This is a genomic window from uncultured Capnocytophaga sp. (assembly GCF_937936315.1).
Classification (GTDB): domain Bacteria; phylum Bacteroidota; class Bacteroidia; order Flavobacteriales; family Flavobacteriaceae; genus Capnocytophaga.
Window position 1 is genome coordinate 50298 of record NZ_CALGWU010000039.1, and the last position, 16345, is coordinate 66642.

A 16345-nucleotide genomic window follows, 5' to 3' on the forward strand; every position below is an offset into this window, starting at 1 on the left:
AAATGTTTAACCCAAATTGTTAATTGAAAGATATATGAACTTTAATAATTTTACTATCAAAGCACAAGAAGCGGTACAAACCGCTCAACAAATTGCCCAACAATATGGGCATCAGGAATTGCAAAACGAACACTTCTTCAAAGCTATTGAGCAAGTAGATGAGAACGTATTGCCTTTCCTATTCAAAAAATTGAATATCAACCGCGAGCAGCTAAATAAACAGTTGGATGCAGCCTTACAAGGTTTTGCAAAAGTAAGCGGTGGTGATATGGGGATCTCACGTGATGCAAGCACTATGCTCAACGAGGCTGTAAATATCGCAAAAAAATGGAATGACGAATATGTGTCTTTGGAACACCTTATATTGGCTATCTTCAAATCAAACAGTAAAATAGCTCAAGCACTCAAAAACCAAGGCGTGAGTGAAAAAGAGTTGGAGAAGGCTATTCAAGAATTGCGTAAAGGTGAACGTGTAACTTCAGCATCAGCCGAAGATACTTATAATTCACTCAACAAATACGCCAAAAACCTCAATCAGTTAGCCGATAGTGGCAAACTTGATCCTGTGATTGGTCGTGATGAGGAAATACGCCGTGTGTTACAAATCCTTTCTCGTCGTACCAAAAACAACCCTATGTTGGTAGGTGAACCAGGGGTAGGTAAAACTGCTATCGCTGAAGGCTTAGCACACCGTATTGTAAAAGGCGACGTACCTGAAAACTTAAAAGATAAGGTGATTTACTCTTTGGATATGGGAGCTCTTATCGCTGGTGCGAAGTACAAAGGTGAGTTTGAAGAACGACTCAAATCGGTAGTGAAAGAGGTGACCTCTTCCGATGGTAATATCATTCTATTTATAGACGAAATCCACACCCTTGTAGGTGCGGGTGGGGGAGAAGGTGCGATGGACGCTGCCAATATTCTAAAACCTGCTTTAGCGCGTGGTGAACTTCGTGCTATTGGAGCGACAACCCTCGATGAGTACCAAAAATATTTTGAGAAAGATAAGGCTCTTGAACGTCGTTTCCAAAAGGTAATGGTAGATGAACCAGATACTGAGAGTGCGATTTCTATCCTTCGTGGTATCAAAGAAAAATACGAAACTCACCATAAAGTGCGTATTAAAGATGAGGCGATTATCGCTGCAGTAGAGCTTTCTGAACGCTATATCACCAATCGTTTTTTGCCTGATAAAGCTATTGACTTGATGGATGAGGCAGCTGCAAAACTCCGTATGGAAATCAATTCTAAACCTGAAGAGTTGGATGTACTTGATCGTAAGATAATGCAACTCGAAATAGAAATTGAAGCTATCAAACGCGAAAAAGACGAGGAAAAGCTAAAAATGCTTTATGTAGATTTAGCAAACCTTAAAGAAGAACGCAACGCAGTGAATGCTAAATGGCAGAGTGAAAAAAGCGTAATTGATGAAGTGCAAACCACTAAGGAAGCTATTGAGAAATACCGTTTGGAAGCCGATAGAGCCGAACGCGAAGGCGACTATGGTAAAGTAGCCGAATTGCGCTATGGTAAAATCAAAGAAGCAGAAGATAAGTTAGCGGAATTACAAAAAAATTTAGATAGCAAATCTCACGAAAATGCTCTTGTAAAAGAAGAAGTGACAGCTGAGGATATTGCCGAAGTTGTAGCAAAATGGACAGGGATACCTGTAGCTAAAATGTTACAAGGCGAGCGCGAAAAACTCTTGAACTTAGAAAAAGAATTGCACCGCCGTGTAGTAGGTCAGGAAGAAGCTATTGAGGCTGTTTCCGATGCCATACGTCGTAGTCGTGCTGGTTTGCAAGACCCACGTCGCCCTATAGGTTCTTTCCTTTTCTTAGGAACTACGGGGGTAGGTAAAACCGAGCTTGCTAAAGCCTTAGCCGAGTATCTATTCGATGATGAAAATGCAATGACGCGTATTGATATGAGTGAATACCAGGAGAAACACGCTGTGAGCCGATTGGTAGGTGCGCCTCCAGGATATGTAGGATATGACGAAGGTGGTCAACTTACTGAAGCTGTGCGTCGCCGTCCGTATTCTGTAATCCTTTTGGATGAAATTGAAAAAGCTCACCCCGATACTTTCAATATCTTGTTGCAAGTGCTCGATGAAGGTCGTCTTACTGACAATAAAGGTCGTACTGCCGACTTTAAGAATACAATCATCATTATGACCTCCAATATGGGTAGCCAAATTATTCAGGAAACTTTTGAAAAATATCCTAATGATACCGAGCGTGCTATCGATGAGTCTCGTGATGAAGTCTTACAGCTCCTCAAAGAAACTGTACGTCCGGAATTTTTAAACCGTATAGACGATATCATAATGTTTACGCCACTCAATGCTAAGAATATTCGTAGCATTGTGAAGTTGCAATTGCAATCGTTATTCCGTATGGTTGCTAAAGAAGGCATCTTGCTCGATGCTACCGATGAGGCTATTGATTACTTAGCACAAAAAGGATTTGATCCTCAGTTTGGTGCACGTCCTGTAAAACGTACAATCCAAAAAGAAGTGCTCAATAAACTCTCCAAGGAAATATTGAGTGGTACAGTACAACGTGATGCGGTCATCTTATTAGATGCTTTTGATAACCAATTGGTATTTAGAAATCAAAAATCAGAGAATAATTAACAAGGAATTAGGGAATTTAGGAGTTAGTTGTCAGTCATTAGTAGCAATGGCTAACTCCTAAAACCTATCTCTAACTTTTAACTCTGACAATTTGTCAGTTTTTAGTCCTTTGGCACAATCATTGACTATTACTGATTACGTAAGCGTAAGGCTTACAAAAAATAATGTTGAACTTAAAAAACGATAATTAATTAATATGAGTAAGATTATAGGTATTGACTTAGGAACCACAAACTCTTGTGTTTCTGTAATGGAAGGTAATGACCCAGTGGTAATTACCAATGCCGAAGGTAAACGCACAACTCCTTCAGTGGTAGCTTTTACCGAAGGTGGTGAAATAAAAGTAGGTGACGCTGCTAAACGTCAAGCTGTTACCAACCCTAAAAACACGATATATTCTATCAAACGTTTTATGGGTAACAAATTTTCAGAATTAGAAAAAGAAATCGCTCGTGTACCTTATAAGGTAGTACGTGGCGACAACGATACCCCTCGTGTGGATATAGATGGACGTTTATATACACCACAAGAAATTTCAGCTATGATTCTTCAAAAAATGAAGAAAACTGCCGAAGATTTCTTAGGACAACCAGTAACAAGTGCAGTAATCACTGTACCAGCTTACTTCAACGATGCTCAACGTCAAGCTACTAAAGAAGCTGGTGAAATCGCAGGTTTGAAAGTAGAACGTATCATCAATGAGCCCACAGCTGCTGCTTTGGCTTACGGTTTGGATAAAGACCATAGCGATCACAAAATTGTTGTATTCGACTTTGGTGGTGGTACACACGACGTGTCTATCTTGGAACTCGGCGATGGTGTATTCGAAGTATTAGCTACTGATGGTGATACTCACCTTGGAGGTGATGATGTTGATGAAAAAATCATCAATTGGTTGGCTGAAGAGTTTCAAAAAGAAGAACAAATCGACCTTCGTAAAGACCCTATGGCGTTGCAACGTCTTAAAGAAGCTGCTGAAAAAGCTAAGATTGAACTTTCATCAACTACTGAAACTGAAATCAACTTACCTTATATCACCGCTACAGCCTCAGGACCTAAACATTTGGTACGTAAACTCTCTCGTGCTAAATTCGAACAACTCATCGATGACCTTGTAAAACGTACTATTGAGCCTTGTAAAAAAGCGTTAGAAAATGCTGGTCTCAGTGTAAGTGATATCAACGAAGTAATCTTAGTAGGTGGTTCTACTCGTATTCCTGCTGTACAAGAAGCCGTTGAAAAATTCTTTGGTAAGAAACCTAATAAGAGTGTAAACCCAGACGAAGTAGTAGCTGTAGGTGCTGCTATTCAAGGAGGTGTACTCACTGGTGATGTAAAAGATGTATTGCTCTTGGACGTTACCCCACTTTCTTTAGGTATCGAAACTATGGGTGGTGTGATGACCAAACTCATCGACGCAAACACCACTATTCCTACCAAGAAATCACAAGTGTTCTCCACCGCTACCGACAATCAGCCAAGCGTAGAAATTCACGTATTGCAAGGAGAACGCCCAATGGCACACGATAATAATACCATCGGTCGTTTCCACTTAGATAATATTCCACCTGCACCACGTGGAGTACCACAAATTGAGGTAACTTTTGATATTGATGCCAATGGTATCATCAACGTATCAGCAACCGATAAAGGTACAGGTAAATCTCACAATATCCGTATAGAAGCCTCTTCAGGTCTTTCTAAAGAAGAAATTGAAAAGATGAAACGTGAAGCTGAAGCCAATGCTGAAGCTGATAAACAAGCAAAAGAAAAAGCTGAAAAACTCAACGAAGCTGACGCAATGATTTTCCAAACTGAAAAACAATTGAAAGAGTTTGGAGACAAAATCCCAGCTGATAAGAGAGGAGCTATTGAAACAGCACTTGGTGAACTCAAAACAGCTTTCGAAAGCAAAGAGCTTCCAGCAGTAGAAGCAGCTCTCAGCAAAATCAACACTGCTTGGCAACAAGCCTCTGAAGATATCTACAAAGCACAACAAGGAGGTGCAGCACAAGGACCAAATCCTAATGCAACCAATCCTTTTGGTGATGCAAATCCATTCGGTGGACAACAAGGCGGCAATAACGGTCCCGATGTCCAAGATGTAGACTTCGAAGAAGTAAAATAAAAATTAATTTGAATATTAAAAGCCACTATAAACACTTAGTTTATAGTGGCTTTTCTATTTTTTAATTAATCAAAAATTATCATTTATCACTAGATGAGGCACTATATTATTTTTTAACCAATTTATATAATTCAACCAACAAGTTTAATTATTTATTGTATCTTTGCCCAAAGTTCCTGAATTTTGATGTTTTTCTAAACACAGAATACTAAATTTTAGAAACCTTTACTTTATTGAAAAAACTTAAATAACTTCATATATGAATCCAGAAACGAATCGTATAGAATACAAACAAGAACTTATAGATGATTTGGAAAAAGAAGTAGTCGCTTTTTTGAATTATCAAGAAGGAGGGATAATTTATATTGGAATTGACAAGTAAGGAAAGGCTGTTGGTGTTTCAGACATTGATGGAGATATGCTTAAAATCAAAGACCGACTAAAAAATAATATTAAGCCATCTTGTATGGGGTTGTTTGATGTATCAGCAGAAACTATAGATTCAAAAAATGTAATTAAAATCACATTGGCAAGTGGTACTGAAAAACCTTACTATATCAAGAAACTTGGGATGTCGGAAAAAGGTACATTTATTCGTATTGGAACGGCTGCCGAGCCAATGCCTATAAAAATGATAGAATCACTGTTTGCTAAACGCACTCGTAACTCAATTGGTAAAATCAAGTCTCCAAACCAAAATCTTACTTTTGAGCAACTCAAAATATATTATGAAAGCTCAGGAAAGATGCTAAATCAGCAGTTTGCATCCAATTTGGAACTTCTTACAGAAGAAGGACAATACAGTTATGTAGCATATTTATTAGCTGATACTAATGGAATATCTGTAAAAGTTGCAAAATATGATGGTTTGGATCGCGTCGACTTGATCGAAAACAACGAGTATGGGTATTGTTCATTGATAAAAGCAACCAAGCAGGTATTGGATAAGATTGAAGTCGAAAATAAGACATTGGCAAAAATCACACCCAAAGAACGAAAAGAAACCAGACTATGGAATCCTGTTGCTTTACGTGAAGCTGTAATTAATGCCATTGTTCATAACGATTATACCTCCGAAGTACCTCCCAAATTTGAGTTCTTTGATGATAGAATTGAGATTACCTCATTTGGTAGTTTGCCACAAGGCATGACAGAGAAAGAGTTTTTTGAAGGCTATTCAGTACCACGCAATAAAGAGTTGATGCGTGTATTTAGAGATTTGGATTTAGTAGAACATTTGGGTTCTGGTGTCCCTCGTATTCTAAGAAGCTATGGAAAAGAATGTTTCAAGTTTACAGAGAACTTTTTACGAATGATATTTCCTGCTACCGCGCAAGTTACCGCGCAAGTCAAAGAATTGATTAAAATACTATCCAAAGAGATGGACAGACAAGAAATACAAGATATGTTAGGACTTTCTCATAGGGAAAACTTTCGATTAAAATATTTAAAACCTGCATTGGAACAAGGATTTATAGAAATGACTATTCCCGAGAGACCTAGTAGTAAGCTACAAAAATACCGACTAACCATCTTGGGCAAACAATTAAAAGATAAACAATAAACTTAGATAGAAGCAGTAACTACCCAAGAAAGTGCTACCAAGTAGGTAAGTAAATCGTAATCAAATTTGTACCATAAAAATATAAATTATTGATTTTCAGTATTAGTTATTTTTGAAGTGTGCTTTGTAGGGTCGTATCGTATATGCCCAAAAATATTTATAAATCATCCTCACAAAACCTCCTTTTCGTGCAAATTCGTGTGATTCGTGGGCGACTTTCAATTGTTTTACATTATAAAAGTTCATTTCCCTTTGGGGGAATGAAGGCTTTTTATACAAATGCGTAATTTAAATTAAAACCGTGCAATACATAAAAGATTTTTATTCTATATAACTATTTAATTTACAGAATACTATCTTCTATCTCTTAACTCCTATCTCCTTTTTATTTAAAAAAGTTTTGCTATTTCAAAAAATAGTTATACCTTTGCGCCCTGAATATAAATAACACATTAATAAATAGAGAAAAAATGGCAAGAGTTTGTGACTTAACAGGCAAAAAAGCATTGGTGGGCAACAACGTGTCGCACGCAATGAACAAAACTAAACGTAAATTTAATGTAAACCTCCGTACAAAACGTTTCTTCATCCCTGAAGAGAATCGTTGGATTACCCTCAAGGTTTCAGCAGCTGCAATTAAAACTATCGATAAAAAAGGTATCTATGCAGTGCTACAAGAAGTAGAACGTAACGGATATATTAACTAAATTTTAAAACAATACTAAAATGGCTAAAAAAGGAAATAGAATTCAGGTTATTTTGGAGTGCACTGAGCATAAAGAATCTGGTCTTCCAGGAACTTCACGTTACATCACTACCAAAAACAAAAAAAATACTCCCGATAGATTAGAGCTTAAAAAGTTCAACCCTATCCTTAAAAAAGTAACTGTTCATAAAGAAATTAAATAATTAAAACGTTATGGCAAAGAAAACAGTAGCAACCCTACAAGGTAAATCTAAAAAGCTTACTAAAGCTATCAAAATGGTGAAATCACCTAAAACAGGTGCTTACACTTTCGTAGAAAGCGTAATGGCTCCTGAACTTGTTGATGAATTTTTGAAGAAGAAATAATTAAATTTTCTCTATTTTTATCATATCTAAAAAAAGCTGTCGTGAGACGGCTTTTTTGCATATATAAACTTTTTTATTACCTTTGCACTCATATCTAAATATATACAATAAGTTATGGCATTCCAATTTCTAAAAAATATCTTTTCTAAAGAAAAGAAAGAAACCTTAGATAAAGGCTTAGAAAAATCTAAAAATAGCTTCTTCGATCGTTTAGGAAAAGCGGTTATGGGAAAATCTAAAGTAGATGATGAGGTGCTTGATGACCTCGAAGAAGTCCTCATTGCCAGTGATGTAGGTGTGAATACTACACTTAAGATTATCGATCGTATTGAGGCACGTGTGGCTAAAGATAAGTATCTAGGCACTTCCGAACTCAATACCATTCTTCGTGAAGAAATAGCAGGTCTCCTTTCCGAAACACATACCGGTGAAGCAACTGATTTTGTCCTCCCAGCCGACAAAAAACCTTATGTAATGATGGTCGTAGGCGTGAATGGAGCTGGTAAAACCACTACTATAGGTAAGCTCGCAAGTCAGTTTACTAAAAAAGGTTTGAAAGTAGTATTAGGTGCTGCTGATACTTTTCGAGCGGCTGCAATCGACCAATTGCAAGTATGGGCTGACCGTACAGGGGTACCGATGATCAAGCAGCAATTAGGGAGCGACCCTGCTTCAGTAGCTTACGATACGCTGAGCTCTGCCGTAAAACAAAATGCCGATGTGGTAATTATTGATACAGCAGGACGCTTGCATAACAAAATCAACTTGATGAATGAGCTCTCTAAAATCAAACGCGTGATGCAAAAAGTATTGCCAGATGCTCCTCACGAAGTACTCTTAGTGCTCGATGGTTCTACAGGGCAAAATGCTTTTGAACAGGCTAAGGAATTTACGAAGGCTACGGAGGTTACCTCTTTGGCAGTAACTAAGCTTGATGGCACGGCTAAAGGCGGTGTTGTAATAGGTATTTCCGATCAGTTTCAAATTCCTGTGAAATATATAGGAGTAGGGGAGGGAATAGACGATTTGCAAATCTTTAATAAATACGAGTTTGTAGATTCCTTCTTTAAAGAATAATAGCTTTCTTTGATAAATAAAAAGAATCATTTTACACAATTCCTTATGAAAGTCTCAAGATTTTCAGAAGATATGTCTAATGTAGAATGATTCTTTTTTAGCTTTAAAAAAATAGACTTTATTTTTTTGTAAAGAATTATTCGTATATTTGTCGCCAATTTAATAAAACTAACTAATATTATTTAGATATGTCAAACGACATCCGCATTCGAAAAGGGTTGGACATACATTTAGAAGGAGAAGCTGATAAAACTACACAACAGCTTCCTCTTGCTGCTTTGTATGGTATTAAACCCATTGATTTTCACGGTGTTATCCCTAAGCTTTTATTGCGTGAGGGTAGTGAAGTGAAAGCAGGTGAAGCACTATTCTTTTCAAAGAGTGATGAGCGTGTTTTGTTCCCTTCTCCAGTAAGTGGTACTATCAAGGAGATTGTACGTGGTGAGCGTCGCAAAGTGTTGGAAATACACATTGCACCAGCCCAAGAACAAACCTTCAAAGACTATGGAAAGAAAAATGTAAACGAGATGCAGGGCGAAGACATTAAGGCTCACCTCCTTTCTTCAGGTTGCTGGCCTTTTATCAAACAACGCCCTTACGACGTGATTGCCAATCCCGACGGAAAGCCTAAAGCTATTTTCGTGTCGGCTTGCAAAACCAATCCGCTCGCTCCCGATTACGACTATGTGCTGAAAGGCAAAGAACAAGCGCTGCAAACAGCTCTTACTGCCTTGTCTAAACTCACCACAGGTAAAGTACACGTGTCTGTATTCAAAGACAGTTCGTTGTCACCTTTCCGCAACCTTAAGGACATCGTGGTGCATAATGTGTCTGGACCTCACCCTGCTGGGAACGTCAGCACTCAAATCGCACAGATTAGTCCTATCAACAAAGGTGAAGTGGTATGGGTAGTAACTCCTCAAGATTTGGTGGTGATAGGTGAACTCTTCCTCACCGGTAAATTAAACCTTACACGTACGGTAGCTCTTACAGGTGCTCGCATCGAAAAACCTCACTATGTTACAGTACTCGCTGGTGCTCAAATCAGTGGTGTTGTAGGTAGCCAAGTGAAAGATGCTGCTAATACTCGTGTGATCAGTGGTGATGTTCTTACTGGTACACAAGTGAATGAAACAGGATTTTTAGGTTTTTACGACGATCAAATTACAGCTATTCCTGAAGGAAACGACTATGATTTATTCGGTTGGGCAAAACCTATAGCCAACAAAATTTCACTTACACGTTCGCTTACCTTCTCTTGGTTAAATCCTAAGAAAAAATACAACTTGAACACTAATACCAATGGTGAACACCGCGCTTTTGTGGTAACAGGTATGTATGAAGAAGTTTTTCCATTAGATATTTATCCTATGCAGTTGCTTAAAGCCTGCTTGTATAAGGATTTAGACGAATTGGAGAATTTAGGAGCTTACGAAGTAGCACCTGAAGATTTTGCTCTTACAGAATTTGTATGTGTGTCTAAACAACCACATCAACAAATCATCAGAGATGGACTTGATTTAATGATGGCAGAATTAGGATAGTAATCTGTAAACGATAATACATCAGAAAGTGTTAAACTATTACAAGCCTTCAGGAAAAATCTCCCCTTTAGCTTTCGTAATTCTCTTATTAGTATGTGCCGTAATAATGCCTATTTTAGGCGTTATCTATGCTTATGCTACGTGGTATATACCTATTGTTTATATAAACTTCCTAATTACCATTGTTTTTGGAATTAGTATCTCTTTTGTAATAGGCCATTTACTCATTAAGTTAGGTAAAATACGCAACTATAGACTTTCAGTGCTTTTTGCTATTATTGCCTCATTGGTAGCTTATTACAGCCAATGGGTGGTATGGGTAGACTTAGTGCTAAACTCAGGAGAGGTTTATGGAAATGAACAAATAGGCCTATCGGTGAGCAATATTCAGTTTGAACAACTGCTTTATTTAGCAACACATCCAAGCGATCTAATTGATTTGATACTGCTTATCAATAAAGAAGGCACTTGGGGAATAAAAGGTATGACTGTAAGTGGTGTTTTTCTTGGTATTATTTGGCTGATTGAATTTGCTGTTATTATGTTTTTTTCATTTACAACAGCAGGCCGTTCAAAAAAACCTTTTAGCGAGGTTACTGAACAATGGTTTAAAGAAGAAATATTGCCTCCTTTTACCTATATAGACAACAAAAATAGTTTTAAACAAGCTGCCGAACAAGGTAAATGGGAACAAATACTTGAACCCTTACAATTAACCAATAGAGAATCAAGTCATAGTGTTTTTGTACCATATCTGGTTGCTAATGAATATTATCTTTCTGTGCTTAACCTAAAAGCAAAAACTAATGATAAAGGCAAATTAGAGATTGAATCTGATGAGTTTATAAAATATCTACGTATCAATAAAATAGTTTATGATATGATAAAAGCAAAAATTGTAATGACTCCTGTAACAAAATAAGACTTAGTATTTTTAGCTAAAGATATAATTTCTTTGATAGAAATATACCACCAAGCAAAAAAACTTACTTAATAAAAAAACACAAGTCTTTATAATTCAGCTTTAAAACTAATTCGCAAATCAATAAAAAGAAATAATTAACTTATTCATTAAGAAAATGAGTTTAAAAAGTAAATTAAATACATTAAAAGAAAAGTATAAAGGAACCAAGATGGAGACTACTTTCAATGCGCTCCACACTTTCCTTTATACGCCTAATGAGGTAACTCACGGAGGTACCCATATTAAGGCTGCCGACGACCTAAAACGAACAATGAATATGGTGGTTTTAGCACTCATTCCTTGTTTGATTTTTGGTATTTTCAATACAGGTTACCAGCACGAAGTGGCTTTTGGACACTTAACGCATCCAGCTGAAGGCTTAGCTTTCTGTAGTGGTGATTTTTGGAGCTGGACAAACTTCTGTATTGGTTTTATTAAAGTACTTCCTTTAGTAGTCGTTTCGTATGTGGTAGGTTTGGGCATTGAGTTTATCTTTGCTACTATCCGCGGTCACGAAGTAGAAGAAGGATACTTAGTAACCGGTATGTTAGTACCTCTTATAGTTCCTATAGATATTCCTCTTTGGATGCTTGCTGTAGCAGTAGCCTTTGGAGTAATCATTGGTAAAGAGGTATTTGGGGGTACAGGTATGAATATTTTAAACCCTGCACTTACCATTCGCGCCTTCTTATTCTTTGCTTATCCTACTTCCATGACAGGGGATAAAGTATGGGTAACTGGCGTATTAGGTCGTTCTAAAGAAATCGCTGCAGGTGCAAACTTAGATGCGGTTTCAGGAGAAACTATCTTAGGTAACTTGGCACAAGGGCACTCTATTCACTACACCGATTCTGACCTCCTTTTCGGGTTTATCCCAGGTTCAGTAGGTGAAACTTCTACAATTCTTATCCTCTTAGCAGGTTTATTCCTCATCTATACCAAAATCGCTTCTTGGCGTGTAATGGTGAGTATGTTTGTAGGAGCTTGGGTAATGGGATTAATTTTCAACGCTTTAGCACCAAGTATGGTAGGCACTTCATTCCACGCTATTTGGAGTATACCAGCTTATCAGCACTTGCTCATTGGAGGTTTAGCATTTGGAGCTGTATTTATGGCTACCGACCCAGTAACCGCAGCACAAACAAATACAGGTAAGTATATCTACGGATTCTTAGCAGGTTTCATAGCAATTGCTATCCGTTGCTTCAACCCTGCTTATCCTGAAGGGGTAATGCTCGCTATCCTATTGATGAATGTACTAGCTCCTACTATCGACCACTTTGTAGTACAAGCTAATGTATCTCGTCGTAAAAAACGTTTAAAAACAGTTACTAAAACCGCATAAATTATGGCAGTAAAAACAGAAAGTAATTCGTATACAGTGATTTTCGCCATTATAATGGTGGTAATCGTAGGAGCTTTGCTCGCTGGTATTTCATCAGCATTGAGCAGTGATATCAGTAACAATAAAAAGTTAGAAAAGAAACAAAACATTCTCTACGCTATGGGGGTAAATCACAACCAAGGAGAGCTTGGAGGAGGTAAAGTAGAGTTTCTTTCTACAACTGATGCTGAAAAAGAGTTCCCTAACTATGTGAAAGAACAATACCTTATCAAAGGAAATACCGCTGAGAAAGTAGAAGGTGCAAACGACCTTATCAACTTCAACGGTCATCGTGAAGGTTTGCCTCTTTATGTAGGTGAAAAAGATGGAACTACACTCTATATCATTCCCGTAAATGGACGTGGTTTATGGGATGCTATTTGGGGATATATAGCCGTAGATAAAGATCTTGTTGTACGTGGCGTTTTCTTCGACCATAAAGGAGAAACTGCCGGTTTAGGAGCTAATATCAAAGAACGTTTCTTTATGGACGACTTTATTGGGGAACATTTATTGGATGCCGCAGGTAACTTCCAAAGCATTCAAATTTCAAAAAGCAATGGCGACCCTGAAAATAAACGTAAAGAAGATGGGAAAATTGATGCTATTGCAGGAGCTACCCTTACTGGTAATGGAGTGCAAGCGATGATAAGCGATGGCATAGAGCCTTATATATCCTATATTAAAAGTTTAAACAAATAAGAGACTATGGGACTATCAAAAAAAGATACAAAATTAGTAACTGACCCTCTATGGGATAACAACCCCGTAACGGTACAAGTGTTGGGTATCTGTTCTGCTTTGGCAATTACAGCCCAACTGAAAGCCGCTATCGTAATGAGCCTTTCCTTTACCTTTGTACTTGTAATGGGTAACGTAACCATTTCTTTGCTTAGAAATGTAATACCACCTAAAATCCGTATCATCGCTCAGCTAATTGTAGCAGCTGCTTTGGTAATCGTGGTGGACTTTGTGCTTAAAGCCTATGTGTACGACCTTAGCAAACAGCTATCAGTATATGTAGGGCTTATCATTACCAACTGTATTTTGATGGGACGTTTTGAGGCGTTTGCCTTGGGTAACCCTCCAGGAAAATCGTTCTTAGATGCTATTGGTAATGCAGGTGGTTATTCTATCGCTTTGCTTATCGTTGCTTTTTTCCGTGAACTATTAGGTTCTGGTACTTTGCTCGGTTTCCAAGTATTAGGAGACCCTATCAAAAAAACGGGAGCTTATGCATTAGGCTATGAGAACAACGGTTTTATGTTGTTAGCACCTATGGCTTTGGTAACCTATGGTATAGTAGTGTGGGTACAACGCTCACGTAACAAAGCCTTGATAGAAGACAGTCATTAATCATTTAAAAAGAAAAGAAAATGTTAGAATATTTAACACTGATTTTTAAATCAATATTCGTTGAGAATATGATTTTCGCTACCTTCTTAGGTATGTGTTCGTACTTGGCTGTATCTAAAAAAGTATCTACTGCCATAGGCTTAGGAGCTGCCGTTATATTCGTACAAACCCTTACTGTACCTATGAACTGGCTACTTAATGAGTACATACTCAAAGAGGGTGCTTTGCGTTGGTTAGGCGAAGAGTACGCTAATTACGATTTGAGCTTCCTTACTTATATCTTGTTCATTGCTACGGTTGCAACAATGGTACAGTTAGTAGAGATTATAGTAGAGAAATTCTCACCATCTTTGTATAACTCATTGGGTATCTTCTTACCTTTGATAGCGGTAAACTGTGCTATCTTAGGGGGATCTCTCTTTATGCAATCACGTGCTGAAGTAATTCACTCATTCGGTCTTTCAGTAGCCTATGGAGTGAGTTCAGGATTGGGTTGGGCTATCGCTATCTTAGCATTGGCTGCTATTCGTGAGAAAATACGTTATTCACACGTGCCTGCACCTTTGCGCGGCTTAGGTATCACCTTCATCACCACAGGTCTTATGGCTATCGGCTTTATGAGCTTTGGTGGTATGCTTACAGGTGGTAGCAGCAAAAAAGAAGAAGCTAAAGAAGCTCCTAAACAAGAGACTACTATCCAACAAGAAGTTAAAACTGATAAATTAGCTCATAACACAAAAGATTTAAGCAATGATATTAGCAAGTGAAATATTAACAACTATTGCAGTAACGGTGATAGGATTATTAGTTGTAATCCTATTGTTGGTTGCTATTTTGCTTTACGTAAAACAGAAACTAACACCATCAGGACCTGTAAAAATTACTATCAATAACGAAAAAGTAGTTGAAGTGCCTCTTGGAGGTTCACTGCTCTCTACTTTAGGTAACGAAAAGATTTTCTTGCCATCAGCTTGTGGTGGTAAAGGGTCTTGTTTACAATGTGAATGCCACGTATACGAAGGCGGAGGAGAAGCACTCCCTACCGAAACTCCTCACTTTACTAAAAAAGAATTGAAAGAAGGAGTGCGTTTGGCTTGCCAAGTGAAAGTAAAACAAGATATGAAAATTGGGGTGCCAGAACAAGTGTTTGGTATCAAGAAATGGCAAGCTACTGTAGTGCGTAACTACAACGTTGCCTCTTTCATCAAAGAGTTTGTGGTAGAAATCCCTGAGGATATGGACTATAAACCAGGGGGATACATCCAAATTGAAATCCCACCTTGTGAGGTAAAATACTCCGATATCGATATCACTGCACACCCTGTAGAACACCCAGGTGAACCCGATAAGTTCAAAATGGAATGGGATAAGTTCAAGCTATGGCCATTGGTGATGAAAAACCCAGAGCCTGCTGAACGTGCCTACTCTATGGCTTCTTACCCTGCCGAAGGTCGTGAGATTATGCTTAATGTACGTATCGCTACTCCACCATTCGACAAAGCTAAAGGTGGCTGGATGGATGTAAACCCAGGGGTTGCTTCATCGTACATCTTCTCTCGCAAACCAGGTGATAAGGTAACCATCTCAGGACCTTATGGTGAATTCTTCATCAACGAGTCTAATGCCGAGATGTTGTACGTAGGTGGAGGGGCTGGTATGGCGCCTATGCGTTCTCACTTGTACCACCTATTCAAAACTTTGAAAACAGGACGTACCGTTACTTATTGGTATGGTGGTCGTTCAAAACGCGAGTTGTTCTATGTAGAACACTTCCGTGAATTAGAGCGCGAATTCCCTAACTTCAAGTTCTTCATTGTACTTTCTGAACCACTACCAGAAGACAATTGGAAAGTGAAGAAAGATGTCAATGATACCGAAGGTGATGGCTTCTTAGGTTTTGTTCACAATGCTGTGATTGAACAATATTTGAGCAAACACGAAGCCCCAGAAGATATAGAATTGTACTTCTGCGGTCCTCCAATGATGAACAAAGCTGTTCAAAAAATGGGTCAAGACTTTGGTATGCCCGATGAAAATATCCGTTTCGACGACTTTGGTGGTTAATAACTACCTACATTATATAAAAATCCGACTTAGTAATAGGTCGGATTTTTTATGATATAGATAAGGTTTCTTTTCGTTCTTTTATAATTGTGGGGTGAGTGATAATCTCTAAATTCATAACTTTATCTGCCAGATTAATACCAATACTTAAGAGTCCTTTTCCTTCATTGATGTAATAATACCATATCTTTCGGTCAGTAAAAAGGTTTTCATCAATACAGAAAGGGTGTCCTAAGGTAGAGGCAACAAGATGACTATCATCTCCAAAACGGATAGGAATACACAGTGTTTGTAAAATATGATTAGCTATTTCAGTAAGTTCTTTATGCAGTAAAATATCCTCAAAACTGATAGCAGAGAGAATATCACTGTTTCTTTCCTTAAAACAGATAATGTAATACCCCAAACAATCGGCTATACCTTCTATGCTGGCATAATAAAAAGGGATAGTTTCAACAGAAGAAATGAAATTAGTAAGACTGAAATCTTCAATATTTATATTCATAAAATGAATTGTTGTTTCCTATGAGAGGTTTTTTGAGTGCAAAAATAGG

At 37.9% G+C, this 16345-nt stretch carries 14 protein-coding genes and 1 pseudogene; 14 read left to right on the top strand and 1 reads right to left on the bottom strand.

Going from position 1 to position 16345, the window contains the following annotated elements; all coding sequences use genetic code 11:
* Positions 1–34 precede the first annotated feature (34 nt).
* From clpB to nqrF, 14 genes and pseudogenes are all read left to right on the top strand, one after another.
* Entirely contained in the window at positions 35–2638 is a 2604-nt protein-coding gene (gene clpB, locus Q0162_RS06575; protein WP_297890580.1) for an ATP-dependent chaperone ClpB, read from the top strand.
* Between the two features lie 196 nt (positions 2639–2834).
* Positions 2835–4766, top strand: a complete 1932-nt coding sequence (gene dnaK, locus Q0162_RS06580; protein ID WP_297890581.1) for a molecular chaperone DnaK — start codon at positions 2835–2837, stop codon at positions 4764–4766.
* A 259-nt stretch (positions 4767–5025) separates the two neighbouring features.
* A pseudogene (locus tag Q0162_RS06585) lies at positions 5026–6330 on the top strand (Fic family protein).
* Between the two features lie 470 nt (positions 6331–6800).
* Positions 6801–7037: a 50S ribosomal protein L28 gene (gene rpmB / locus Q0162_RS06590; protein ID WP_002680811.1), complete on the top strand. Its 237-nt coding sequence runs from the start codon at positions 6801–6803 to the stop codon at positions 7035–7037.
* A 19-nt stretch (positions 7038–7056) separates the two neighbouring features.
* Positions 7057–7239 carry a 50S ribosomal protein L33 gene (gene rpmG / locus Q0162_RS06595; RefSeq protein WP_002672545.1) on the top strand — a complete coding sequence of 61 codons (183 nt, stop codon included), beginning with the start codon at positions 7057–7059 and terminating at the stop codon, positions 7237–7239.
* A gap of 10 nt (positions 7240–7249) precedes the next feature.
* On the top strand, positions 7250–7402 hold the full coding sequence (locus tag Q0162_RS06600; RefSeq protein ID WP_002680984.1) for a DUF4295 domain-containing protein: 153 nt from the start codon (positions 7250–7252) through the stop codon (positions 7400–7402).
* A gap of 114 nt (positions 7403–7516) precedes the next feature.
* Complete coding sequence (gene ftsY / locus Q0162_RS06605) at positions 7517–8479, top strand: signal recognition particle-docking protein FtsY (RefSeq protein ID WP_002680961.1); 963 nt, start codon at positions 7517–7519, stop codon at positions 8477–8479.
* 188 nt (positions 8480–8667) lie between these two features.
* Positions 8668–10023 (top strand): Na(+)-translocating NADH-quinone reductase subunit A, encoded by a 1356-nt coding sequence (locus Q0162_RS06610; RefSeq protein WP_297890582.1) that lies wholly within the window; start codon positions 8668–8670, stop codon positions 10021–10023.
* A 28-nt stretch (positions 10024–10051) separates the two neighbouring features.
* Complete coding sequence (locus tag Q0162_RS06615) at positions 10052–10945, top strand: hypothetical protein (protein ID WP_297890583.1); 894 nt, start codon at positions 10052–10054, stop codon at positions 10943–10945.
* Between the two features lie 157 nt (positions 10946–11102).
* Positions 11103–12332 carry an NADH:ubiquinone reductase (Na(+)-transporting) subunit B gene (locus Q0162_RS06620; RefSeq protein ID WP_297890584.1) on the top strand — a complete coding sequence of 410 codons (1230 nt, stop codon included), beginning with the start codon at positions 11103–11105 and terminating at the stop codon, positions 12330–12332.
* A gap of 3 nt (positions 12333–12335) precedes the next feature.
* Positions 12336–13073 carry a Na(+)-translocating NADH-quinone reductase subunit C gene (locus Q0162_RS06625; protein WP_012796844.1) on the top strand — a complete coding sequence of 246 codons (738 nt, stop codon included), beginning with the start codon at positions 12336–12338 and terminating at the stop codon, positions 13071–13073.
* A 6-nt stretch (positions 13074–13079) separates the two neighbouring features.
* Positions 13080–13727, top strand: a complete 648-nt coding sequence (locus Q0162_RS06630) for an NADH:ubiquinone reductase (Na(+)-transporting) subunit D (RefSeq protein WP_095897812.1) — start codon at positions 13080–13082, stop codon at positions 13725–13727.
* Positions 13728–13747: 20 nt separating this feature from the next.
* The gene (gene nqrE / locus Q0162_RS06635) at positions 13748–14494 is read left to right on the top strand and encodes an NADH:ubiquinone reductase (Na(+)-transporting) subunit E (protein WP_002680873.1); all 747 of its coding nucleotides are present in this window, start codon (positions 13748–13750) and stop codon (positions 14492–14494) included.
* Entirely contained in the window at positions 14478–15791 is a 1314-nt protein-coding gene (gene nqrF / locus Q0162_RS06640; RefSeq protein WP_002680904.1) for an NADH:ubiquinone reductase (Na(+)-transporting) subunit F, read from the top strand. The genes nqrE and nqrF overlap by 17 nt, the downstream gene beginning before the upstream one ends.
* 49 nt (positions 15792–15840) lie before the next feature.
* On the opposite strand, the gene Q0162_RS06645 is transcribed toward nqrF, so the two are convergent.
* Positions 15841–16296 carry a hypothetical protein gene (locus Q0162_RS06645; RefSeq protein ID WP_297890586.1) on the bottom strand — a complete coding sequence of 152 codons (456 nt, stop codon included), beginning with the start codon at positions 16294–16296 and terminating at the stop codon, positions 15841–15843.
* Positions 16297–16345 lie beyond the last annotated feature (49 nt).

Coding starts and splice junctions, on each gene's coding strand:
- nqrE (WP_002680873.1), top strand. CDS start 13,748: ATGTTAGAATATTTAACACTGATTTTTAAATCAATATTCGTTGAGAAT.
- ftsY (WP_002680961.1), top strand. CDS start 7,517: ATGGCATTCCAATTTCTAAAAAATATCTTTTCTAAAGAAAAGAAAGAA.
- Q0162_RS06630 (WP_095897812.1), top strand. CDS start 13,080: ATGGGACTATCAAAAAAAGATACAAAATTAGTAACTGACCCTCTATGG.
- clpB (WP_297890580.1), top strand. CDS start 35: ATGAACTTTAATAATTTTACTATCAAAGCACAAGAAGCGGTACAAACC.
- Q0162_RS06625 (WP_012796844.1), top strand. CDS start 12,336: ATGGCAGTAAAAACAGAAAGTAATTCGTATACAGTGATTTTCGCCATT.
- nqrF (WP_002680904.1), top strand. CDS start 14,478: ATGATATTAGCAAGTGAAATATTAACAACTATTGCAGTAACGGTGATA.
- Q0162_RS06600 (WP_002680984.1), top strand. CDS start 7,250: ATGGCAAAGAAAACAGTAGCAACCCTACAAGGTAAATCTAAAAAGCTT.
- Q0162_RS06610 (WP_297890582.1), top strand. CDS start 8,668: ATGTCAAACGACATCCGCATTCGAAAAGGGTTGGACATACATTTAGAA.
- dnaK (WP_297890581.1), top strand. CDS start 2,835: ATGAGTAAGATTATAGGTATTGACTTAGGAACCACAAACTCTTGTGTT.
- rpmB (WP_002680811.1), top strand. CDS start 6,801: ATGGCAAGAGTTTGTGACTTAACAGGCAAAAAAGCATTGGTGGGCAAC.
- Q0162_RS06620 (WP_297890584.1), top strand. CDS start 11,103: ATGAGTTTAAAAAGTAAATTAAATACATTAAAAGAAAAGTATAAAGGA.
- rpmG (WP_002672545.1), top strand. CDS start 7,057: ATGGCTAAAAAAGGAAATAGAATTCAGGTTATTTTGGAGTGCACTGAG.
- Q0162_RS06645 (WP_297890586.1), bottom strand. CDS start 16,296: ATGAATATAAATATTGAAGATTTCAGTCTTACTAATTTCATTTCTTCT.